We start from the raw sequence: 20,730 nt of genomic DNA on the forward strand, positions 1-20,730 counted from the left end.
GGTGTGCCGCATGTCCCCCCGGGGCTTCTGCCACCCGTCCGGGCCACCCCGCACGCGCCGGACGGCTCCGACGGGCGGGACGGTCCCTACGCTCGGGAGGATGCGCCCCACGGACCGGACGCGTCCTCCCGTCGGCCCCTCGCGTCCCGCCGCACGCCCACCGGACCCCCACGTCCCGCCGCGCGCCCGCGGGCGCGGTGCCGTGCGCGCCGCGCGGTCGGCGGCGGCGCTGGCCCGGGCCTGCCATCCGCTCCCCACCGTCGCGGTGACGGTGCTGGTGACCGCGCTGGCCGCGTCGGCCGGACGTTCCGCGCCCGACTGCGTGCCGGTGGCCGCGGCGGTGCTCACCGGCCAGCTCTCGGTGGGCTGGTGCAACGACGCCGTCGACGCCCGTCGGGACCTCCGCGCCGGCCGGACGGACAAGCCGGTGGCCTCCGGCGCGGTCACCGCCCGCACGGTGTGGATCGCCGCCTGGACCGCCCTGGCCCTGTGCGTGCCGCTCTCGCTGGCCTGCGGCGCCCTCGCCGGCGCGGCGCACCTGGTCTTCGTGGCGGCGGGCTGGGCGTACGACCTCGGCGCGAAGTCCACCGTGTGGTCCTGGCTGCCGTACGCGGCGGGCTTCGGCGCCCTGCCCGCGTTCGTCGCCCTCGGCCTGCCCGGGCGCCCCTGGCCCGCCTGGTGGGCCACCGGCGCCGCCGCCCTGCTGGGGGTGGGCGCCCACCTGGCCGACGCCCTGCCGGACATCGGCGCGGACCTGCGCGCCGGCGTGCGGGGCCTGCCCCAGCGGATCGGCCCGCGGGGCGTGCGGCTGCTGGTGCCGCTGCCGCCCGCGGTGGCCACGGCCCTGCTGGTGCCGGCGCCGCCGGGCGCGGCGGGCGTCCTCGCCCGGACGGCCGTCGCCGTCGTCGTCGCCGCGGCCCTGGGCGGGGCGGTCGCCGCCGGAACGCGGACGGGACGGTCGAGGCCCCGGGGTCCCTTCACGGCGGTGGTCGCGGTCGCGGCGGTCGACGTGGCGCTGCTGTTGGGGCGTGGGGCCTCGATCGGGTGAGCCGACCGCCGTTCCGCACTGTTCCGCGCCGCGAGCGCGGAAGGGCGGAGAACGGCGCGGAAGAGTGGGGAAACGGTGCGGAACGGCACGGAGCCGCGCGGAACGGTGCGAACGGTGAAGGCACTGGTCGCGGCCCACCGTGTCGCTCTAGGTTGTGCTCCTGGTACGCACGTTCACACCATGCACGGCAGGAGAACCTCCCATGGCAGACGTCTCGCCCACCGCCGAGCGGCGGGTGCCCCCGCGGATCGACACCTTTCCTGGGCCGTGCCATCCGGCATCTGGCCGGCGAGGTGGGCATCCGGCAGTTCCTGGACATCGGCACCGGCCTGCCGACCGCCGACAACACCCACGAGATCGCGCAGCGCGTCGCCCCCGAGGCGCGGATCGTCTACGTCGACAACGACCCGCTGGTGCTGGCGCACGCCCGGGTCCTGCTCACCTCCACCCCCGAGGGCGTCACCGACTACCTCGACGCCGACCTGCACGACACCGACGCCATCCTGCGCGACGCGGCCCGGACCCTGGACTTCGACCGTCCCGTCGCGCTCATCCTCAGCGGCATCCTCGGCCACCTCGCCGACTACGAGGAGGCGCGGGCGATCGTGAAGCGGCTGGTGGACGCCCTGCCGTCGGGCAGCCATCTGGTGGTGTGCGACGGCACCGACACCGACGAGACCCTCAACGAGGCGCAGGAGCACCACAACGAGGGCGGCGCGTCCATGTACCACCTCCGCAGCCCCGAGCAGATCGCCGGGTTCTTCGACGGCCTGGAGCTGCTCGAACCCGGCGTGACGCCGTGCTCGCGCTGGCGTCCGGAGACCAGCACCACGGGCGTCCTCACGGAGGCGCACGCCTACAGCGGCGTGGGCCGCAAGCCGTAACCGCCCGGCGTTCCGCCGCCCTTCCGCACGGGCCGCGCGGTCGCCCACGCGCCGGACCGAACCCGTCCGACGCACGGGCGACCGCCCGCCCACGCGCCCCGTGTGACGCCCGCGCGCTCACTCGGCGTTCGACGCGCCGGTGCCGCGGTCGGTGTTGTGGTCGGTGTTGTGGTCGGTGTCGCGGTCGGAGGCCGGCCACACGTAGGGCAGGTCGTCCGGCACGTCCGGGAAGAGGGGACCGTAGTGGTCGGGGTCCTTGCGCAGCAGGGCGGACCGGTGGCTGCGGTGGAAGGCGGGGTCCCCGAGCCAGGGGGGCAGCTCGCCCGCTCGCGCCAGCTCCTTTTGGGAACGGGGGGAGGAGATGCCGGTCGCGTGCCGCAGGTCGGTCAGCATCGTCACCTCGCAGGTGTCGCTGCGGCCCGCCAGACGCCAGTGGCGGCAGATCTCCATGCCGTAGCGGACGAGGGCCTCCTCGTACCCCGCCCACATGCGGACGGCCGGGTGCCTGGCCCAGCCGTAGCCCGGCACGGTCAGGGCGCGCAGCACCTGGAGGGTCTCGACCCGTTGCTTCCCCAGCCGCCGCCAGTCGAGCACGTGGGCCGTCCCGGTGAAGTCGGGGAGCGGCAGGAACGTCTGCACGGTGTCCGGTCCGTTTCTCCGTTCCCCCCTCGGCGTTCCCCCTCGGCGCGGACTGCGATCATCGCAGTCCGCGCCCGGCCCCGCAGCCCGGGAGGCCCGGACGGGTGGCGTCCGGTCCCGGGTCACCTCCCCCGCTCGTCGACGACCCGGCGGATCTTGCCCACCGAGCGCTCCAGGGTCTCCGGCGCCACGATCTCGACGTCGACGGTGATGCCGATCCCGTCCTTGACGCCCCGCGCGATCGCGTCGGCCGCGGCCTCGCGCCCCTCGGGCCCGGCGCCGGGACGGGCCTCGACCCGTACCGTCATGTGGTCCATCCGGCCGCGACGGGTGAGCCGGATCTGGAAGTGCGGCGCCACGCCGGGGACCCGGAGGACGATCTCCTCGATCTGGGTCGGGAAGACGTTGACGCCGCGCAGGATGATCATGTCGTCGCTGCGGCCGGTGACCTTCTCCATGCGGCGGAAGGCGGGACGCGCGGTGCCGGGCAGCAACCGGGTCAGGTCACGGGTGCGGTAACGGACGATCGGAAGGGCCTCCTTGGTCAGGGAGGTGAACACCAGCTCGCCCTCCTCGCCGTCGGGCAGCACCTCGCCGGTGATCGGGTCGACGATCTCCGGGAGGAAGTGGTCCTCCCAGATGTGGAGGCCGTCCTTGGTCTCCACGCACTCCTGCGCCACGCCCGGACCCATCACCTCCGACAGGCCGTAGATGTCCACCGCGTGGAGCCCGGCGCGCTCCTCGATCTCGCGGCGCATCTCCTCCGTCCACGGCTCCGCGCCGAAGATGCCGATCTCCAGGGAGGAGGTGCGCGGATCGACGCCCTGCCGCTCGAACTCGTCCAGGAGGGTGAGCATGTAGGAGGGGGTGACCATGATGATCTCGGGCCGGAAGTCCTGGATCAGCCGCACCTGACGGGCCGTCATGCCGCCGGAGGCCGGAATGACGGTGCAGCCCGCCCGCTCGGCGCCGTAGTGGGCGCCGAGCCCGCCGGTGAACAGCCCGTACCCGTAGGCGACGTGCACCTTGTGACCGGGCCGGCCGCCCGCCGCCCGGATGGAGCGGGCCACCAGGTCCGCCCACACCGACAGGTCGCCCTCGGTGTAGCCGACCACGGTGGGGCGTCCGGTGGTGCCGCTGGAGGCGTGCAGGCGCCGCACCCGGGCCATGGGGACGGCGAACATGCCGTAGGGGTAGTTCTCGCGCAGGTCCGCCTTGGTGGTGAACGGGAACCGCGCCAGGTCCTCCGGGGAGCGACAGTCCTCCGGGGTGACGCCCGCCTCGTCGAACGCGCGCCGGTAGTGCTCCACGTTGTCGTAGGCGTGTCGCAGGGTGTGGCGGAGGCGCTCGACCTGGAGGGCCCTCAGTTCCTCGCGGCCCATGTGCTCGGCCGGGTCCGGGGGTTCCCCGGCCGGAGTCGGGGCCGGTCGGGGGGAGTGGGCCGCCGGGCCCGCGGGGAGCGTCTGATCGCTGATCACATGGTCTCCTTCCGACCGGAGAGGGCGCGGTCGCCGACGGTGCGGCTGCGCCCGCGGAACTCGGCTATCACCCGCTCGTCCCGCAGGACGGTCACGTCGTAGACGCCGTTGCGGCCGAACCGGGTGCGTTCCTCGGCGACGGCCACCAGCACGTCGCCCTCGTGGGCCGGGGCGACGAAGGTGACGTCCGCGCCGGCCGCCACGGTCACCGGGCCGTGGCTGTTGCAGGCGCAGGCGAAGGCGGTGTCGGCGAGCAGGAAGAGGTAGCCGCCGTGGGCGACACCGTGCCCGTTGACCATGGCTCCCGTCACCGTCATCCGCACGGCCGCCGTGCCGTCGCCAGCCCGGAGCAGCTCGATCCCCAGGCCCCGGGAGGCCCGGTCGGCGGCGAACATCAGATGAGCGGGGCCCTGGTCGGTGTCCGTGACCCGTGTCATGCGCCTCCACCATTTCCGTCGCGGGTTCCGTCGCGGGTTTCATCGCGGGTTGTGCCGATGCGCCGTCGGTCCGGCAGGGCGGCCGTGCACCTCCCTTGAGCCCGACCGACCATTCGGTTAGCGTTGCGGCGACGTCAGGTAATCCAACACCCGGACCGCCTGTCAAGGGGTGTGACGCCCACCCGGTACGGTCGGCGGCGGCCCGCGGGCGAAAGGCCCGCACGCCCCGGCCCCGGAAGGGTGCGACGGAGGCCGCGAGCGGCCCGGGGGCACGAGGAGACAGAAGGAGAAGGCATGGCAGCGGCACCGAGGACCGTCGGCGTGGTCGGCGGCGGACGCATGGGCGCGGGCATCGCCCAGTCCTTCGCGACGGCCGGCTCGGACGTGGTCGTCGTGGAGAGCGGACGGGAGGCGGCCGAGGCCGCCCGGGAGCGTGTCGCCGGCGGTCTGCGCCGGGCCGAGGAGCGGGGCAGGCTGGACGGACCGGCCGCGCGGGTGCTGGAGCGCGTCACCGTCACCGCCTCGGTGGACGACCTGCCGGCCGGCGCGGACCTGGTCGTCGAGGCCGTGCCCGAGGACGCCGCCCTCAAGGCCCGGATGTTGGCCGCCGCCGAGAAGGCGGTGGGCGATCGAACGGTGCTGGCCACCAACACCAGCTCCCTGTCGGTCACCGAACTCGCCTCCGCCCTGAACCGTCCGGAGCGGTTCCTGGGCATGCACTTCTTCAACCCCGTGCCGGCCTCCGCGCTGGTGGAGGTGGTCGTCACCGAGCGGACCGCCGAGGACACCGTGCGGGCGGCGCTGGAGTGGACCCACGCCCTGGGCAAGCGGGACGTCGTGGTGAAGGACTCGCCCGGCTTCGCCAGCAGCCGGCTGGGTGTGGCCCTGGGCCTGGAGGCGATCCGGATGGTCGAGGAGGGGGTCGCCGAACCCGAGGCCATCGACGCCGCGATGACCCTGGGCTACAAGCACCCGATGGGGCCGCTGCGCCTGACCGACCTGGTCGGCCTCGACGTGCGCCTGGCCATCGCCGAGTACCTCCACGACACCCTGGGCGAGAGGTTCGCACCGCCCCGGCTGCTGCGGGAGAAGGTCGCCCGCGGGGAACTGGGCCGCAAGACCGGGCAGGGCTTCTACACCTGGCGGGAATGACCCGGGCGGGGCCGGAACGACGCCCCGGCCCCGCGCCCGGCGAAACCGTCGCTGATCGCTGTCACACGGCGACCGAACGTGGCATTCTCTGGTGTCCGACGGTTCGTCGGCGCGGGGGATGCCACGGGGGAGGGGCGATCGGGTGGCGGACATCGGAACGAGCATGGGCATGCGGGGGCGGAACGGTGTCATGGCCCTCGTCGCCGAGTGTCTCGACCAGCCCCCCGGCACGGAACGGCCGGTGACGATGCTGGTCGGCCCGAGGGGGAGCGGCGCCAGCGAGGCACACGGCGCCATCATGGGCCGCTTCGGGGTGGACCACCCCTTCGCGTACCTCAACTTCTCCGCCGGCCAGGCGCTGTTACCCCGCTACGCCCTCGCCCTCATCGCCCGACAACTCGAGCGCAAGCTGCCGCAGTACCGTGTCTCGCGCTTCCCCCGTCTCACCCTCGGACTGCTCGCCTCGGACCGCGAACTGCGGATGACCACCCGCTCGGAGGGGCGGCGCGCCATCGCCCGGCAACTGGACCAGTTCCGGCAGCAGGCCGAGGACCGTTACGGCGACTACCTCGCCGCCTTCCTGGAGGTCGCGGGCAGCGCCCTGGGCGCCCCCAACGGCGCCCCCGCGGTGGTCTCCACCATCCTGCGGGACGCCGCCCGGGGCGGCGGACGCGGACTGCCGGGACGGCGTTCCGCCGGCACCCCCCAGTGGTTCGCCGACCACCCGCTGGTGCCCTCCCGGAACCCGTGGGACGCGCTGCTGGAACTCAACATGTGGCGGCACAGCGGCACCGAGCAGGAGAAGCGGAACCTCGACCGGGTGCTGTTCGCCGCCTTCCTCGACGACCTGCGCCACGCCACCACCCGCTGGTTCGCGCCCAACTCCCACCTGCTGCTGCTGGACAACTGCCACACCGACCACGGGCGGCTGTTCCTGGAACTGCTGATCGGCGCCCGCCGCGACGCCGCTCTGGCCGGCGCCCCCTGCGACCCGCTGACGGTGGTGGGCAGTTCCAACCGCTGGCTGGACAACTGGGGCTCGTCCTCGGGCGACCAGTGGCCCTGGCGGCTGCGCAGCCCCGACCGGGCCTCGCTCGCCGACTGGCGCGAGCGCCGCCCCGGCCACGACAGCGGCGACTCCTGGTGGTACCCGCTGCGGCTGCGCGACCTCACCCTCGACGAGGTGCGCACCGGCATCGAACTGACCTCGCCCCGGCACTCCGGCCTCGCGCCGTTCGTCTACCGGCTCACCCGCGGCCTGCCGGTGGCGGTGCGCCAGGTGATGGACGCCCTGGACCTGCCCAACGCGCCCGGTCGGGGCGGCGAGCTCGACCGGTGGCTGCGCTCCCTGCCCGGCCACCGGGTGCGCGACAGCCCGCACGCCACCCTGGCCGACGCGGCGCTCGACCACCTGCTGGAGGACTTCTCGCCCGCCCAACGCGAGGCGCTCACACGCTGCTCGGCCGCCCGCGACCTGGCCATGGGCATCCGCGTCCTGGGCGCCGTGACACCGGGCGGGGCCGAGGAGCCGCTCTTCAACGAGGTGCGTTCGCGGTGGCTGCTGGAACCGGACCGGAACGAGCCGCGCCTCCACCCGTGGCTGCGCAGGCTCCTGCTGTGGCGACTGGCCGCCGACCGGGGGGAGTGGGACGCCGTCCACGAACTGCTGGCCGACCACTTCGAGGCGGAGGGCAGGCCGGTGGAGGCGATGTACCACCGGCTGGCGGCGCACCGCGTCGACGAGGTGGTCGCCTATCTGACCGACCGTTTCCGCGACCGGACCGCCGCCGAGTGGATCGTCCTGTTGAACGCGATCACCTCCGCGCCCAACCCGCTCCCGTCCGACCGTCCGACGTTGGCGCTGCTGGGCGACCTCGCTCCTGAGGAGCCCGCGCGGTCGATCACCGACACCTCGGTGATCCGCGGTCTGGTGTGCGCGCGTTGGCTGTGGAGCGATCCGCTCGGCGACCCCGGGCTGCGACTGAACAGTGTGATAGCGGCCAGGTTCGACCGCCTGTCCGAGATGAGGGGGAGTGACATCGTGGCCCTGTACGACGAGGCCGAACGCTACCGCCACTGGCGCCACCCGCTGAGCGCCCCGGACGAGGGGTGAGGCGCGTGCCCGGACGCCGAATCTCCCTGCTGACCGTCAAACGCACCGCCACCGCGGCCGTGGTGCTGGCCGTCCTGGCCGGGGCGTCGATCCTCCTGTGGGACTGGCACACCGAGCGCAGTTCCCGGTGCGCCGACGGTGTGGTGAGGATGGGACCGACCGACGAGTGCGTCGGGGTGACCGACGGCACGTACGTCTTCAGGAAGCACCTCCAGCGCGTGACCGAGCGGATCAAGGAGGAGAACGACCGGCTCGTCAAGGGCGGCGAGCCCTATGTGAGCGTCGCCTACCTCACCTCCTTCACGCTCGGGGAAGCGGACAGCAACTCGGCCGAGTCGGTGCGGCACGAACTCCAGGGCGCCTACCTGGCCCAGCAACGGAGCAACCGGGGCGACCTCAAGGGCGTGCCCCGGATCAGACTGCTGATCGCCAACTCGGGCAGCGAGTCCCGCCACTGGGAGCACACCGTCGACGAACTGGTGGCCCGCAAGGAGACGGAACGCCTGGTGGCGGTGGTGGGCCTCGGCCCCAGCACCACCCCCAACCTCACAGCCCTGAAGAGGCTGTCGAAAGAGGGTCTGGCCACGGTCGCCAGCACGATGACCGCCACGAACATCCGCGACATAGAGGGCTTCGCGCGGGTCGTCCCCACCAACAGGGACGAGGCCCGGGCCGCGGCGGCGTACCTCCGGCGGAAGAAGGTCGGCACCGCCGTGGTGGTCAGGGACGTGGCGCGGGAGAACCTGTACGCCCGCACCCTGAGCCGGGACTTCACCGAGGAGTTCCCCCGGGGCGACGGCCACCGGATGGTCACCGAGCCCAGGACGTTCGACAGCTCGAAGGCCGTCTGGGAGACGGAGTTGACGTTCATCGCCCAGCAGTTGTGCCAGTACCGGTCCGAGGTCGTCTACTTCGCCGGCCGCGGAAAGCACCTCACCCACTTCATCCAGAGGCTCTCCAATCGGCCCTGCACCGACTGGACCTTCACGGTGATGACCGGGGACGACACCACCAACCTCACCAGGAGGGAACTCGACGAGGCCGCCAAGCGCGGCATTCGGGTGCTCTACACCGGGCTGGCCCACCCGGACATGTGGACCGACCGGCCCGACCGGGTCTCCCGACCGTCGATCCTGGCCTTCCAGGAGGGCGGCTCGATGGACGAGTGGTTCCCCAGCGACCGGCACGAGGACGGCCAGGCGATGACGGCCCACGACGCCGTGCTGACGGCCGCCACCGGGGCGCAGATGGCGGACGGCGGCGAGGCCGAGGTGACGGGCGAGACGGTCGGCGCGATGTTCCGCCAGATGCACGGCGAGCAGCGGGTGCCGGGCGCGAGCGGTTTCCTGTCCTTCCGGAACGACGGCAACCCCGTGGAGAAGGCCGTCCCGATCCTGGAGCTGAAGCCGGACGGGAACCCGGTCTTCGTCGAAGCGATCTTCCCGGAGGGCTGAGGACCGCCGGGCCGGAGCGGACCCGCCGCCGGACGCCTCAGGACGGCGGCGGGTTCAACTGGTCGCGGATCGGGCAGATGCGCAGGGCCTGGGCGATGACGCGCTCCCGCCGGTCGCCGTCGGCGCCGGGGAGGGACACCTCGGCCGTGGCGTCGAAGGAGTAGTGCTGGGCACCGCCGTTGGTGAGACGGACCTGGGCGGTGACCTCGCTGCCCGTGGGATCGACACCGGTCTCGGTGGCGGCGATGACCACGGCCTGGTGCAGGCAGGTGGCCAGGGCCGCCGCGTAAAGCTGCTCGGGGTCGTACCCTTGCCCGCTGCCGCCCAACTCGCTGGGGGCGCCGACCGGGATGCCGGCCCTCCCGGAGATGTCCACACGGCCGGTGCCGTGCCGGGAACGGGCCTGGGCGCTGTACAGATCCTGTTCGGAAGGCGACATGCGGAGAGGACTACCCCTCCCCCGTTCCCGAGAGGCGCCCCCAAACGGCTGACGGTGTCCGCCCGCGGCCTTCGAACGGCGCCCGTCCACGCCGCCCGGACGCCGTCAGCCGGCGTCCTCCACACGCATCCGCACCTGTTCGGCCAGTCGCTCCAGGCTCTGGTCGAGGGAGACGTGGACGGCGTCCCGCGAGGGAGCGTGCTCCTCGTCGAAGAAGGACAGGTGCACGGTCACCTCGCTCGCGCCGCTGCCGATGCCCGCCACCTGCAACCAGCCCGAGTACGAGCCCTCGTCGCGGGTCCCCCACTCGGCGCGCATCTGATCGGGTCGGGTGCGGAACAGGGCCCGGACGTCGTGCCCGGTGCGGTCCTCGTGGACGGTGACGGCCGGAGGGTCCTCCACACGGGCGTGGAGGTCCAGCGGAAGCCAGCGGTTGAGGCGGTCCGGGTCGGACACCTCGTCGAAGACCAGCTCGGGCAGGGCGGGCATGGTGCGGGAACGCTCGTATTCGCTCACCGGGTCTCACTCCCGAAGTCTCGGTGGTCACGGACGCAGAACGGCGTACCCCCATCGGGGCCGGGCATCCATGCCGCGCCCCGCCCGCTCGGGTGGGAGCGCCCTCAGAACCCGCCCGCGGCGTCCAGGATCCGCTCGGCCACCGGCACCGAGTCCACCAGCGGGTGGAGGGCCAGGGCCCGCAGCGCGGCCCGGCGCGATCCGTCGCGCGCCGCCTCGATCGCGGACCGTTCGACGGCCTTGAGCGTGAGCATCAGCCCGAGCTGGTCCGCGGCGACGGGGCCGGTCGCCAACGGGTGGGCCCCGGTGGCGTCGACCAGGCACGGCACCTCGACCACCGCGTCGTCGTCCAGGCCCGGCACGGCGCCCCGGCCGGGAACGTTCAGGATCAGGGTGGTGCGCTCACCCCGGGAGATCGCCCGCATCAGGGCCAGCGCCACCCGGTCGTAGCCGCCGCCCTCCAGGTCGCAGCCGGCGCGCTCCCAGCCGCCGGACGCCTCGCGGCTCTCGGCCATGTAGGTCTCCTCGCGCTCGCGGCGGACGCGCTCCCACTCCCGGTGCGCCTGCGCCGGATCGTCCGGCCGCGCCCGCTCGTAGAAGCGGGACTGCTGGTCGAGGAGGAACTCCCCGCGGGTGGCCGCGGCGGAGCGGACGGAGGCCAGCGCCTCCCGGTTGAAGTAGTAGTAGTGGAGGTACTCGTTGGGCAGCGCGCCGAGCGCCCGCAGCCAGTCGGCGCCGAACAGCCTGCCCTCCTCGAAGGACTCCAGCGCGGCGGTGTCGGCCAGCAGTTCGGGCAGCCGGTCCACGCCGTCCACCACCAGGCGGCGCAGCCAGCCCAGGTGGTTCAGCCCCACGTAGTCGAAACCGGCGCGCTCCGGGTCGACGCCCAGGGCGTGTGCCGCACGCCGGCAGAGCCCGACGGGGGAGTCGCAGATGCCGATCACCCGGTCGGGCAGCCCCCGTTCCCGGAAGACCCGGCCCATCGCCTCGGTCACCATGCCCGCGGGGTTGGTGAAGTTGATCACCCAGGCGTCGGGGGCGAGCGCGGCGACGCGCTCGGCGATGCGCACGGCGACGGGCAGGGTGCGCAGGCCGTACAGCACCCCGCCCGCGCCCACCGTCTCCTGTCCCAGCACGCCCTCGGCGAGGGGAACGCGCTCGTCGCGGACCCGGCCGGCGAGGCCGCCGACCCGGATCGCGGAGAACACGAAGTCGGCGCCGCGCAGCGCCTCGTCGAGGTCGGTGGTCGTCCGTACCTCGGGGGCCGGTCCGGCGTGCTGTTCCCGCTGGTGGGCGAGGACCGCGCCGATCGCGTCCAGGCGGGTGCGGTCGGTGTCGTACAGGACGAGTTCGGTGCGGTGGACGGTGTGGTGGACGCCGTCGGGGGAGGAGGAGGGACCTCCCGCGTCGTCGAGCAGCGCCCGGTGCACCAGCGGCACCCGGAAACCGCCACCACCCAGCACGGCGAGCCTCATCGTCCGGCCACCCCCGTCCGACCTTCCGTCCGGCCGCCCCGTCCGACATCCGCCACGGTCCTCACAGCCTCCACGGTCCGCCCTCGCTCCGCCGAGGCCCGTCGACGGCGTGTCGATGGTGTGTCGACGGTCTCGACCTTCCGACCTCCGCCTCACGGCACTCGGCGAGGCAGGCTGTGATGGTCGCACACTCCGTGCCCCGGACGGGCCGGGAGCCCCCGGCCCGTCCGGGACGCGGAGACGGGCTCAGGCGTGGTCGACCAGTTCCCGGTGCCCCTGTACGCGCGCGCAGTGGGCGCAGCAGAAGAACCGTCCGTCGCTCGACTGCACGCCGTGGCCCAGGATGCGGCACTCGCAGTTCTCACAGATGGGCGCCATCTTGTGGGCCGCGCACTCGAAGCTGTCGAAGACGTGGACGGCGCCCGCCGCGTGCACCTCGAACGCCATTTCGTAGTCGTTGCCGCACACCTCGCACACGCTCATGAAACGTTCCTCCTCCGCTGGGTCGGTCAGCCGCAAGGATGGGACGGGTGTCCTCCGGGCTCCCGCCGCGACGCGGTCCCGGTCTCCGACCGGCGCAGCGCGACCACCCGCCCGGCCGACGCCCCCGGCGGGGAGAACCCGTCCGGCATGACGTGCCCTCGACAATTCGTTCCGGAGTCCGGACATCCTCGTCCCGTCGGCGGGGCATGAAGGGCATGGCGGGACGGGCGACGAGCGGGAGGCACCCACATGACGACGACCACGAAGGTCCGCACCGAGGACGGCACACCGCCCTCGTCGCGCCGCGCGCTGGTGGCGGGGTCGGTCGGGAACTTCATCGAGTGGTACGAGTTCGGCGTCTACGGCTACTTCGCGACGATCATCGCCGCGCGGTTCTTCGCCCCCGAGGGCACGGGCGACCTCGAGGCCCTGGTGAAGACCTACGCCTCCTTCGCCCTGGCCTTCTTCTTCCGCCCGGTGGGCGCCGCCGTCTTCGGGCGGGTGGGCGACCGGATCGGCCGCCGCCCCACACTGATCCTCGTGATCTCGCTGATGACCGCGGCCACGGCGACGATCGGCCTGCTGCCCACGTACGCCACGGTGGGCGCCGCCGCGCCGTGGCTGCTGACCCTCGTCCGCGTCGTCCAAGGGCTGTCCGCGGGCGGGGAGTTCGGCGGCGCGGTGTCGCTGATGACGGAGTTCGCCCCGCCCGGCCGGCGTGGACTGTACGGGGCGTGGCAGTCGTTCACCGTGGCGCTGGGCCTCCTCGCCGGCGCCGGTCTGGCCGCGTTGCTGGCCACGGTGCTCGACGAGGCCGCCCTGAACGAGTGGGGCTGGCGGCTGCCGTTCCTGTTGGCGGTGCCCATGGGGCTGGTGGCGCTGTGGCTGCGGCTGCGACTGGAGGAGACGCCCTCCTTCCGGCGGTCCGCCGCCCGGCCGCTCCGCGCGGCGGCGGACGCCCCCTCGCCGGCCGCCGCGCGGCCGGCGACGCCCACCCCGGCCGCGACCGCCCGGGCCATCGCGCTGGGCGTCGGCCGTCTGATGGGCTGGTCCGCGGCCGGCTACACCTTCCTCGTCGTGATGCCGTCCTACCTCCAGACCACCCTGGGCGCGTCCTTCCGCCAGGCGCTGGTCGCCACCGTCGTGGCCAACGCGGGCTTCGCGCTGGCCATCCTGCCCGCCGGGGCGCTCAGCGACCGGATAGGCCGGCGGGCGGTGATGACCGCCGGAACGGTTCTGCTGATCGTGCTCGCCTTCCCCCTGCTGAACCTCCTCCAGGACCCGGACGCCTCGACGGCGGCCAAGTCGGCGGCGGTGTTCGCCGCCGGCGCGGCGGTGGGGCTGCTGGCCGGGCCGGGCCCCGCGATGCTCGCGGAGATGTTCCCCACCACGGTCCGCTACACCGGACTCGGCCTGGCCTACGCGCTGTCCAACGCGGTCTTCTCCGGCTCGGCCGGGCTGGTGATCACCGAACTGATCAAGCGGACCGGCGACGTCGACATCCCCGCCTGGTACGTGGTGCTCGTCTGTGCCGTGGGCCTGCCGGCGCTGCTCGCCCTGCGCGGCGACGACCACCGGCGGGCGCTGCGCGACTGACGCGGAGACGGGTGCGCCGGAGGCCGAGCGGGGCCGGTCGGGCGCCCGCCGAGCGGCCACCGAGCGAACCGAGCGAACCGAGCGAACCGAGTGAAGGGAGCCGTGGGGATGAGGGTGATCGGGCTGATGTCGGGCACGTCCTGCGACGCGATCGACGCGGCGGCGGCCGACCTGACGATCGAGGGCGACGCGGCCGACACCGTCGTCCTGCGCCCGCTCGGCGCGCTGGAGTGCGCCTTCCCCGACCGTCTGCGGCACGACCTGCTCGCCGCGCTGCCGCCCGCGTCCACCACCATGGCCGACGTGTGCCGGCTCGACACCCTCCTCGGGCAGGCCCTCGCGGCGGCGGCGGACCGCGCCGACCGCGAACTGTGCGACGGGCGGGCCGAGTTGGTCGTCTCACACGGGCAGACCGTCCACCACTGGACGGAGGGCGGCCGGGTCCGCGGCACCCTCCAGATCGGACAGCCCGCCTGGATCGCCGAACGCACCGGACGCACCGTCGTCTCCGACCTGCGCCCGCGCGACGTCGCGGCCGGAGGCCAGGGGGCGCCGCTGGTCAGCGCCCTGGACGTGATGTGGCTGCGCGACCGGCCGGGTGTTTCCGTCGCCCTCAACCTGGGCGGCATCGCCAACATCACGGTGGCGACCGGGCCGCGCGGACCGCTGGCGTACGACACCGGACCCGCCAACGTCCTGCTCGACACGGCCGTCCGGGAGGCGACCGGCGGTCTGGCGGACCGCGACGTGGACGGGGCCCTGGCCGCCGCGGGCACCGTCCACGCGCCCCTGCTGGAGCGGCTGTCGGCCGAGCCGTACTACTCCCGCCCCGCGCCCAGGACCACGGGGCGGGAACTGTTCAATGCGGCCTACCTGCGGGCCGCGCTGACCGGCTTCGAGCACCTGTCCACCGAGGACGTGCTGGCCACGCTCACCGAGCTGACGGCGCGGACGGTCGCCGACGCCGTGCGCGACGCGGGCGGCACCGAGGTGATCGCCTCGGGCGGCGGCATCCGCAACCCCACCCTGATGGCCGCGCTCGGCCGGGCCCTGGACGGCGTCCCGGTGCGCGCCTCCGACGCCCTGGGCCTGCCCTCCGACGCCAAGGAGGCGTATGCCTTCGCGGTCCTGGGCTTCCTGACCGTCCACGGCCTGCCCGGCACGGTGCCGGCCTGCACCGGCGCCCGCCACGCCACCGTGCTGGGGTCGATCACCCCCGGCCGCCGCGGACTGCCGGCCACGGGCGGGGTCGGGGGCGGGGTCGGGAGTGGGGCGGCGCCGCCTGTCCGTCTCCGCGTGGCCCGAACCGATCCTTCACCGGACCCTCAAATGGGCATGTGAGATGCGTATTGATACCGTCGGGGCATGCGGTTGACGAAGTTCACCGATCTGGCGCTGCGTGTCGTGATGCGCCTGGCGGTCGCGGACGAGGCGGAGACGCTCACCTCCCGTCAGGTCGCGGACGCCGTGGCCGCGCCGTACACGCACGTGTCCAAGGCGGTGAGCCGCCTGCGGCGCCTGGGGGTGCTGGAGGCGAGGCGAGGCAGGGGCGGCGGGCTGGAACTCACCCCCCGCGGTCGCGACGCCTCGGTCGGCCTGCTGGTCCGTCAACTGGAGGGCACCGGTGACGTGGTGGGCTGCGAGGACCCGTCCATGCCGTGCCCGTTGCGCGGGGCGTGCAGGCTGCGCTCCGCGCTGCACGACGCGCAGGAGGCGTTCTACGCGGCCCTCGATCCGCTGACCGTGCGGGATCTGGTCGGGGAACCGGCCCGGCCCGTGCTGGTGCGGTTGCTCACCGGGCCGCCTCCCGTGCCATAGCCCCCGAGGGCCGCCCTCCGCGGCCCTCGGAACCCCGCCCACGCACCGGGCGTCGCGCGAGGATGCGCGGACACGGTACGTGAGTGGACAGACACACCCGGCATACGAACATGCGATGAGTCCGAAGTGTCCCGTGGTCACACGGGACCGCTTCCCCGGGCTCTGAAATTCGCATGTCAGATGCGTATCAAGGAGGCAGTGATGCTGTCCGAGAAGTCCACCTCCGTCGTACGAGCCACGCTTCCGGCCGTCGGCGCCGCCATCGCCGACATCACCCCGCTCTTCTACCGGAAGATGTTCGCCGCCCACCCCGAGCTGCTGCGCGACCTGTTCAACCGCGGCAACCAGGCCAACGGCACCCAGAGCCGCGCGTTGGCGGGCTCCATCGCGGTCTTCGCCGGCCTCCTGCTGGAGCACCCCGACGAGCGTCCCGACCGGATGCTGGCCCGCATCGCCCACAAGCACGCATCCCTGGGCATCACCGCGGACCAGTACACGATCGTCCACCGATACCTGTTCGAGGCCATCGCCGAGGTGCTGGGCGACGCGGTGACGCCGGAGGTCGCGGCGGCCTGGGACGAGGTGTACTGGCTGATGGCCGGGGCCCTGATCGCCATGGAGGCGAGACTGTACGCCGGCGCCGGCGTCGAGGACGGGGACGTCTGGAGGCCCTGGCGGGTGGTCCACCGGCAGGAGGAGACCGCCGACGTGGCGACCTTCGTGCTGCGCCCCGCCGACGGCGGTCCCGTGCCGCCGTTCAAGCCCGGCCAGTACGTCTCCGTGCGGGTGCCCCTGCCGGACGGGGCACGGCAGATCCGCCAGTACAGCCTCGTCTGCGCGCCCGGCGGCGAGGAGTGGTGGATCTCCGTCAAACGGATCGCCGGCGACCCGGCCGGCGAGGTCTCCGACCGGCTGCACACCGACGTCCGCGAGGGCGACGTGCTCACCGTCGGCGAGCCGTTCGGCGACGTGGTGCTGGACGAGGAGGACGGCCCGGTGCTGCTCGCCTCGGCGGGCATCGGCTGCACCCCGATGATCGGGATGCTGTCCCACCTCGCCGACACCGGCTCCCCGCGCCCCGTGACCGTGGTGCACGGCGACCGCGGCCCGGCCGACCACGCCCACCGCGAGCGGCTGGAACTCCTCACCGACAAGCTGCCCGACGCCTCCGTCCACGTCTGGTACGAGCGCCCCGAGGGCCCGTGGCCCGCCGAGCGCACCGGGTACGTCGACCTGTCCGGTGTGGAGATCCCCGAGGGCGTCCGCGCCTACCTGTGCGGACCGGTGCCGTTCATGCGCTCGGTGCGGACGCGACTGCTGGAGCGCGGCGTCCCGGCGTCCCGCGTCCACTACGAGTCCTTCGGCCCCGACCTGGGACTCGACGCCTGATCGGGCGAGCCCCCTCGACGGGACCTCTTCGACGGGACGGGCCCCTCGGGGCCAGGGCCCCTTGGGAAGGGCCCGAGCACGAAGGGCACGGGCGCCCCCTCACCTCTCGATCGAGGCGTGAGGGGGCGCCCCGGGCGCGCGACGTGCCGACCGGCGTCCCTCACCGCGCGCCGGCGGAGGCGCGCAGGGTGGAGACCACCTCGTCGTCGTCCACCTGCGTGAAGTCCGCGTACCACTGACCGACCCCCTGGAAGGACGGGGGCCGGGCCAGGCACACCAGCCGGTCCGCCTCCGGCTCCAGCGCGGTGGCGGCCTGCGGCGAGGACACCGGGACGGCCAGGACCACACGCGCCGGGCCGAGGGCGCGGACGGCGCGCAGCGCGGCACGCGCGGTGACGCCGGTGGCCAGCCCGTCGTCGACGACGATCACCGTCCGACCGTGGACGTCGGGCGCCGGCCGGCCGCCGCGGTACAGCTCCTCGCGGCGGCGCAGTTCCGCCCGTTCCCGCTCCACCTGGGGGGCGAGCCCCTCGACCGTCAGGCCGAGCATGGCCAGCGACCGCTCGGCGAAGAGCGGGGGCCCCTCGCCCGCGATGGCGCCGACCCCCAACTCGGGGTTGAACGGGGCGCCGATCTTCCGGGCGACCAGCACGTCCAGCGGTGCGTGCAGCACGCGGGCGATCTCGTCCCCCACGAGGACGCCGCCGCGGGGAAGCGCCAGGACCAGCGGATGCTCCAGTTCCCCGCCGAGCCGGAGGTCGCGCAGCGGCTCGGCGAGCCGGCGGCCCGCCTCCCTGCGGTCGTGGAAGCGCATGGTCTCTCTCCCTTCGAGTCCCGAGAGCCGCCCACCGTGGGGCCCGTCACCGGGGGACCGTCTCCCGGGACATGCGGACGAACCAGTCGCGGGCCGCCTCGGCGGCCTGGTCGAGGGTGCCGGGCTCCTCGAACAGGTGGGTGGCGCCGGGCACCACGTGCACCGAGCACGGCGCGGTCAGCCGCGCGGCGGCCCGCTCGTTCAGCCGCAGCACTTCCCGGTCCTCTCCGCCGACGATCAGCAGGACGGGCGCGCCGACCCGCTCCAGGGCGTCCCCCGCGAGGTCCGGCCTGCCGCCGCGCGAGACCACGGCCCGCACCCTCTCCGGCCGTTGCGCCGCCGCCACCAGGGCCGCGGCGGCGCCCGTGCTGGCCCCGAACAAGCCGATCGGCAGCCCCGCGGTGGAGGTTTGGGCGGCGAGCCAGTCGACGGCGGCCACCAGACGCCGTCCGAGCAGGGGGATGTCGAAGCGGTGCTCGGCGGTGACCGTGTCGGTGCGCTCCTCGTCCTCGGTGAGCAGGTCGAACAGCAGCGTGGCCAGGCCCGCGTCCCGCAGCACGCCGGCCACCGCGCGGTTGCGCGGACTGTGTCGGGAGCTGCCGCTGCCGTGGGCGAACGCCACGGCGCCGCGGGCCCCGTGGGGCACGGCGAGGTCTCCGGTCAGAACGGCCCCCGAACCGGTGGCGATCCGGGCTGTCTCGGTCTCGGGGAGCATCGCTACCTCCCACACTGCGGACGTCCGTGCCCGGCCGGGGGTACCCGCCGACGGGACCGGTATGCGCGTCCGGAGGGTTTGGAACAGCCGCCCGGAACGAGGGCCGACACAGGGGGGCACGTGATGTCGATCATGTCGTGTGCCCGGTGTGTCACACGGTCCGTTGTGGGCAGGCGCCTCGTCGGACGGGCGGATGGACGGCCGGAGACGGCCGGGTGCGGGAGGAGAGACGCGGTGCGCCGTGGGGGAGGGAGCCGATGAGGTCGGCGTCCCGACGGAACACCGCCCCGGGCCGGGCGGACCGGCTCGTCCTGACGGGCGTCGTCGCGGCACTGGCCGCCGGCGCGTTGGCCCTGGAACCCGTGGGCGAACTCGACCGGCTGCGCGCGGAGGTGGCCCAGTTGCGTCGCGCGATGGCCACCCGACCGGTCATCGACCAGGCCCGGGGCATGGTCATGGCGGCCGGCCGGTGCACTCCCCGGATCGCGTGGGAGGTGCTCGTCGAGGTCTCCCAGCACACCAACACCAAGCTGCACACGGTGGCGGCCCGGCTCGTGGCCACCACCGCCGGCGATCCCCTGCCCGAGCCGATCCGCGCCGCGCTGCACACCGCGCTGCGGCGCAGGAGCCGCGGTCCGCACCGTCGTTGACGAGACCGCCCCGGTCTCGTCCCCGCCGAGGGAGAGGCGACGGGCCTGCTCCCGGAGGGCCTGACCCCCCGCCGAGCGGCGCGTCCTCGACGCCTTCGAGGGCGACGAGTACGACCGGCGGCGGCTGCCCCTGACCGACGGGCGGCACTGCTGGGCGTACGTCTGGCGGGCCGGGCGGGTGCTGCCCGGGAACCGGAGCGCCGCGGAGGTCTTCCGCGTCCCGTGGAGCATGGGCGAGCGCGGACTGTTGCGGCGCGTCACCGTCACCTACTGAGGGCCGGGGGCTGAGGACCGGGGGCCGTCACCCGCCCCGGCCCGCCGCCGGGGCGGGTTCGTCCGGGTCGAGCAGGGAGATCGTGCCGAACACCCCGTCGTAGCCGGGTTCGCGCCGCACCCGGTGGGCGCGCAGCCGCCCGAGGGCGTCGGCCGTCTCCGCTTCGCCGGCCGCGTGCACCTCCGCCAGCGGGACGTCCAGCAACAGGGGCAGCTCCGGCCCCAGGGCGGCGGTGAGGGCGTCGACCGCGCGCGCCACGCGCTTGCTCTTCGGGCCGACCCCGAGGAGCCGGCCGGTGATCTCCGGCAGCGGAATGATCTTCAGCGGCTCGCCGCCGCCGGCCGGCCGCCGCCCCGAGGGGCGGTCGGCCAACTCCTCGACGCGGTGGAGCACGCCCACCGTCAGGCGCCTGCCGCACACCGGGCACGTCCCGCCGTGCGCCCTGGTCTCGGCCGGTTCCATCCGCACGCCGCAGCCGCGGTGCCCGTCGAGGTGGTACTTGCCCTGCTCGGGGTAGAGGTCCACGGTGCCGACGTAGCCCTCGCCGGTCTCCAGCGCGCGGCGGAGCGCGAAGTAGTCGAGTTCGGTGTCGAACACGGTGGCGTTGCGGCCCAGGGCGGGCGGCGAGTGCGCGTCGGAGTGGCTGACCAGCCGGAACCGGTCCAGGGCGGAGACCCGCCAGTTCATCTCCGGGTCGGAGGACAGGCCGGTCTCCACCGCGAAGACGTGCCCGGCGAGATCGCCGTAGCACTCCTCCACCCCGTCGAAGCCGGACTTCGAGCCCAGGGAGCCGAACCAGGGGGTCCACACGTGGGCCGGGACGAGGTAGGAGCCCTCGCCACTGGCCAGGACGGCCTCCAGCAGGTCCCGCGCGTCCATCGCCAGGGCGGGCCGCCCGTCCGAGGCGAGGTCGCCGAACGGGGCCAGGCGACGGGAGAGGTGCTCCGCGGCGTCGAAGTCGGGCACGTGGCACAGGTGATGGATCCGGCGTCCCCGGCCGTCGCGGCGGTAGTTGGTGGAGACCTCGACCTGGAGCGTGAACCGCAGGGGTCCGTGGCACGTCGGCGGCAGGGTGCGCAGGACCTCGCGGTCGAGGTCGTCCCGGAGCCGGAACAGACCGGGTTCCGCCGGGACCAGCGACTCGCGCAGGGTCCGCGCCCACACGGGGTGGGTGAAGTCGCCGGTGCCCAGCACGGTGATCCCCTTGCGCCGGGCCCACCAGGCCAGGTGCGCGAGGTCGCTGTCACGGCTGCAGGCCCGGCTGTACCGGGAGTGCACGTGCAGGTCGGCGTAGTGACGCATGGCAGGGGCCTCCCGCGGCGGTTCGTCCCGCCGAGTGTCGACGGCGTGGCCTCA

At 74.2% G+C, this 20,730-nt stretch carries 19 protein-coding genes and 2 pseudogenes; 11 read left to right on the top strand and 10 right to left on the bottom strand.

What is annotated here, in order from left to right; all coding sequences use genetic code 11:
* Nucleotides 1-100 precede the first annotated feature (100 nt).
* Together IF47_RS0101965 and IF47_RS0101970 are read left to right on the top strand one after the other, a co-directional pair.
* Nucleotides 101-1,048 carry a UbiA family prenyltransferase gene (locus IF47_RS0101965; RefSeq protein ID WP_078591489.1) on the top strand — a complete coding sequence of 316 codons (948 nt, stop codon included), beginning with the start codon at nt 101-103 and terminating at the stop codon, nt 1,046-1,048.
* A gap of 242 nt (nt 1,049-1,290) precedes the next feature.
* Nucleotides 1,291-1,932, top strand: a pseudogene (locus IF47_RS0101970) (SAM-dependent methyltransferase); the annotation flags it as partial.
* Nucleotides 1,933-2,049: 117 nt separating this feature from the next.
* Here the strand turns inward: IF47_RS0101970 and IF47_RS0101975 are convergent.
* The 3 genes from IF47_RS0101975 to paaI all read right to left on the bottom strand — a co-directional run bounded on the left by IF47_RS0101975 (nt 2,050) and on the right by paaI (nt 4,486).
* Complete coding sequence (locus IF47_RS0101975) at nt 2,050-2,571, bottom strand: MSMEG_6728 family protein (protein ID WP_051716836.1); 522 nt, start codon at nt 2,569-2,571, stop codon at nt 2,050-2,052.
* Nucleotides 2,572-2,693: 122 nt separating this feature from the next.
* Nucleotides 2,694-4,049 carry a phenylacetate--CoA ligase PaaK gene (gene paaK / locus IF47_RS0101980; RefSeq protein ID WP_031506177.1) on the bottom strand — a complete coding sequence of 452 codons (1,356 nt, stop codon included), beginning with the start codon at nt 4,047-4,049 and terminating at the stop codon, nt 2,694-2,696.
* The gene (gene paaI / locus IF47_RS0101985) at nt 4,046-4,486 is read right to left on the bottom strand and encodes a hydroxyphenylacetyl-CoA thioesterase PaaI (RefSeq protein ID WP_051716838.1); all 441 of its coding nucleotides are present in this window, start codon (nt 4,484-4,486) and stop codon (nt 4,046-4,048) included. Before paaI ends, paaK begins: the two co-directional genes overlap by 4 nt.
* Nucleotides 4,487-4,780: 294 nt before the next feature.
* On the opposite strand from paaI, the gene IF47_RS0101990 reads away from it, so the two are divergent.
* From IF47_RS0101990 to IF47_RS0102000, 3 genes are all read left to right on the top strand, one after another.
* Nucleotides 4,781-5,638, top strand: a complete 858-nt coding sequence (locus IF47_RS0101990; protein WP_031506180.1) for a 3-hydroxyacyl-CoA dehydrogenase family protein — start codon at nt 4,781-4,783, stop codon at nt 5,636-5,638.
* Between the two features lie 142 nt (nt 5,639-5,780).
* Nucleotides 5,781-7,751, top strand: coding sequence for a hypothetical protein (locus IF47_RS0101995; protein ID WP_245640958.1), 1,971 nt, complete (start codon nt 5,781-5,783; stop codon nt 7,749-7,751).
* Between the two features lie 5 nt (nt 7,752-7,756).
* Nucleotides 7,757-9,205, top strand: a complete 1,449-nt coding sequence (locus IF47_RS0102000; protein ID WP_037731778.1) for an ABC transporter substrate-binding protein — start codon at nt 7,757-7,759, stop codon at nt 9,203-9,205.
* A gap of 37 nt (nt 9,206-9,242) precedes the next feature.
* On the opposite strand, the gene IF47_RS0102005 is transcribed toward IF47_RS0102000, so the two are convergent.
* The 4 genes from IF47_RS0102005 to IF47_RS0102020 form a co-directional block, all read right to left on the bottom strand.
* Nucleotides 9,243-9,644 (bottom strand): OsmC family protein, encoded by a 402-nt coding sequence (locus IF47_RS0102005; RefSeq protein WP_037731779.1) that lies wholly within the window; start codon nt 9,642-9,644, stop codon nt 9,243-9,245.
* 105 nt (nt 9,645-9,749) lie between these two features.
* The gene (locus IF47_RS0102010) at nt 9,750-10,160 is read right to left on the bottom strand and encodes an SRPBCC family protein (protein WP_031506185.1); all 411 of its coding nucleotides are present in this window, start codon (nt 10,158-10,160) and stop codon (nt 9,750-9,752) included.
* 104 nt (nt 10,161-10,264) lie between these two features.
* Nucleotides 10,265-11,635, bottom strand: coding sequence for a 6-phospho-beta-glucosidase (locus tag IF47_RS0102015; RefSeq protein WP_031506186.1), 1,371 nt, complete (start codon nt 11,633-11,635; stop codon nt 10,265-10,267).
* 246 nt (nt 11,636-11,881) lie between these two features.
* Nucleotides 11,882-12,118: a hypothetical protein gene (locus IF47_RS0102020; protein WP_031506187.1), complete on the bottom strand. Its 237-nt coding sequence runs from the start codon at nt 12,116-12,118 to the stop codon at nt 11,882-11,884.
* A gap of 249 nt (nt 12,119-12,367) precedes the next feature.
* Here IF47_RS0102020 and IF47_RS0102025 point away from each other — a divergent pair, with 249 nt between their 5' ends.
* The 4 genes from IF47_RS0102025 (at nt 12,368) to IF47_RS0102040 (ending at nt 16,921) form a co-directional block, all read left to right on the top strand.
* Nucleotides 12,368-13,714: an MFS transporter gene (locus IF47_RS0102025; protein ID WP_031506189.1), complete on the top strand. Its 1,347-nt coding sequence runs from the start codon at nt 12,368-12,370 to the stop codon at nt 13,712-13,714.
* Between the two features lie 108 nt (nt 13,715-13,822).
* Nucleotides 13,823-15,055 carry an anhydro-N-acetylmuramic acid kinase gene (locus IF47_RS0102030; protein ID WP_078591491.1) on the top strand — a complete coding sequence of 411 codons (1,233 nt, stop codon included), beginning with the start codon at nt 13,823-13,825 and terminating at the stop codon, nt 15,053-15,055.
* 24 nt (nt 15,056-15,079) lie between these two features.
* On the top strand, nt 15,080-15,532 hold the full coding sequence (locus tag IF47_RS0102035) for an RrF2 family transcriptional regulator (RefSeq protein WP_031506191.1): 453 nt from the start codon (nt 15,080-15,082) through the stop codon (nt 15,530-15,532).
* Between the two features lie 201 nt (nt 15,533-15,733).
* Nucleotides 15,734-16,921 carry a globin domain-containing protein gene (locus IF47_RS0102040; RefSeq protein WP_031506193.1) on the top strand — a complete coding sequence of 396 codons (1,188 nt, stop codon included), beginning with the start codon at nt 15,734-15,736 and terminating at the stop codon, nt 16,919-16,921.
* A gap of 160 nt (nt 16,922-17,081) precedes the next feature.
* Here IF47_RS0102040 and IF47_RS0102045 read toward each other — a convergent pair whose 3' ends face one another.
* Together IF47_RS0102045 and IF47_RS0102050 are read right to left on the bottom strand one after the other, a co-directional pair.
* Nucleotides 17,082-17,735 (bottom strand): phosphoribosyltransferase, encoded by a 654-nt coding sequence (locus tag IF47_RS0102045; protein ID WP_031506194.1) that lies wholly within the window; start codon nt 17,733-17,735, stop codon nt 17,082-17,084.
* Nucleotides 17,736-17,781: 46 nt separating this feature from the next.
* Nucleotides 17,782-18,450, bottom strand: a complete 669-nt coding sequence (locus tag IF47_RS0102050; protein ID WP_031506195.1) for a dienelactone hydrolase family protein — start codon at nt 18,448-18,450, stop codon at nt 17,782-17,784.
* Between the two features lie 257 nt (nt 18,451-18,707).
* Here IF47_RS0102050 and IF47_RS0102055 point away from each other — a divergent pair, with 257 nt between their 5' ends.
* Together IF47_RS0102055 and IF47_RS32070 are read left to right on the top strand one after the other, a co-directional pair.
* Nucleotides 18,708-19,100: an ANTAR domain-containing protein gene (locus IF47_RS0102055; RefSeq protein WP_051716840.1), complete on the top strand. Its 393-nt coding sequence runs from the start codon at nt 18,708-18,710 to the stop codon at nt 19,098-19,100.
* An 82-nt stretch (nt 19,101-19,182) separates the two neighbouring features.
* Nucleotides 19,183-19,374, top strand: a pseudogene (locus IF47_RS32070) (hypothetical protein); the annotation flags it as partial.
* Nucleotides 19,375-19,401: 27 nt separating this feature from the next.
* Here the strand turns inward: IF47_RS32070 and IF47_RS0102065 are convergent.
* Nucleotides 19,402-20,676, bottom strand: a complete 1,275-nt coding sequence (locus IF47_RS0102065) for an endonuclease Q family protein (RefSeq protein WP_031506197.1) — start codon at nt 20,674-20,676, stop codon at nt 19,402-19,404.
* Nucleotides 20,677-20,730: the final 54 nt, after the last annotated feature.

The sequence above is a fragment of the Streptomyces megasporus genome (assembly GCF_000718985.1).
GTDB classification, from domain to species: Bacteria; Actinomycetota; Actinomycetes; order Streptomycetales; family Streptomycetaceae; genus Streptomyces; species Streptomyces megasporus.

What these genes read in the sequence shown, in the direction of transcription:
- IF47_RS0101965 (WP_078591489.1), top strand. Translation starts at nt 101, where the DNA reads ATGCGCCCCACGGACCGGACGCGTCCTCCCGTCGGCCCCTCGCGTCCC.
- paaI (WP_051716838.1), bottom strand. Translation starts at nt 4,486, where the DNA reads ATGACACGGGTCACGGACACCGACCAGGGCCCCGCTCATCTGATGTTC.
- IF47_RS0101990 (WP_031506180.1), top strand. Translation starts at nt 4,781, where the DNA reads ATGGCAGCGGCACCGAGGACCGTCGGCGTGGTCGGCGGCGGACGCATG.
- IF47_RS0102005 (WP_037731779.1), bottom strand. Translation starts at nt 9,644, where the DNA reads ATGTCGCCTTCCGAACAGGATCTGTACAGCGCCCAGGCCCGTTCCCGG.
- IF47_RS0102015 (WP_031506186.1), bottom strand. Translation starts at nt 11,635, where the DNA reads ATGAGGCTCGCCGTGCTGGGTGGTGGCGGTTTCCGGGTGCCGCTGGTG.
- IF47_RS0102020 (WP_031506187.1), bottom strand. Translation starts at nt 12,118, where the DNA reads ATGAGCGTGTGCGAGGTGTGCGGCAACGACTACGAAATGGCGTTCGAG.
- IF47_RS0102025 (WP_031506189.1), top strand. Translation starts at nt 12,368, where the DNA reads ATGACGACGACCACGAAGGTCCGCACCGAGGACGGCACACCGCCCTCG.
- IF47_RS0102030 (WP_078591491.1), top strand. Translation starts at nt 13,823, where the DNA reads ATGAGGGTGATCGGGCTGATGTCGGGCACGTCCTGCGACGCGATCGAC.
- IF47_RS0102035 (WP_031506191.1), top strand. Translation starts at nt 15,080, where the DNA reads ATGCGGTTGACGAAGTTCACCGATCTGGCGCTGCGTGTCGTGATGCGC.
- IF47_RS0102040 (WP_031506193.1), top strand. Translation starts at nt 15,734, where the DNA reads ATGCTGTCCGAGAAGTCCACCTCCGTCGTACGAGCCACGCTTCCGGCC.
- IF47_RS0102045 (WP_031506194.1), bottom strand. Translation starts at nt 17,735, where the DNA reads ATGCGCTTCCACGACCGCAGGGAGGCGGGCCGCCGGCTCGCCGAGCCG.
- IF47_RS0102050 (WP_031506195.1), bottom strand. Translation starts at nt 18,450, where the DNA reads ATGCTCCCCGAGACCGAGACAGCCCGGATCGCCACCGGTTCGGGGGCC.
- IF47_RS0102055 (WP_051716840.1), top strand. Translation starts at nt 18,708, where the DNA reads ATGAGGTCGGCGTCCCGACGGAACACCGCCCCGGGCCGGGCGGACCGG.
- IF47_RS0102065 (WP_031506197.1), bottom strand. Translation starts at nt 20,676, where the DNA reads ATGCGTCACTACGCCGACCTGCACGTGCACTCCCGGTACAGCCGGGCC.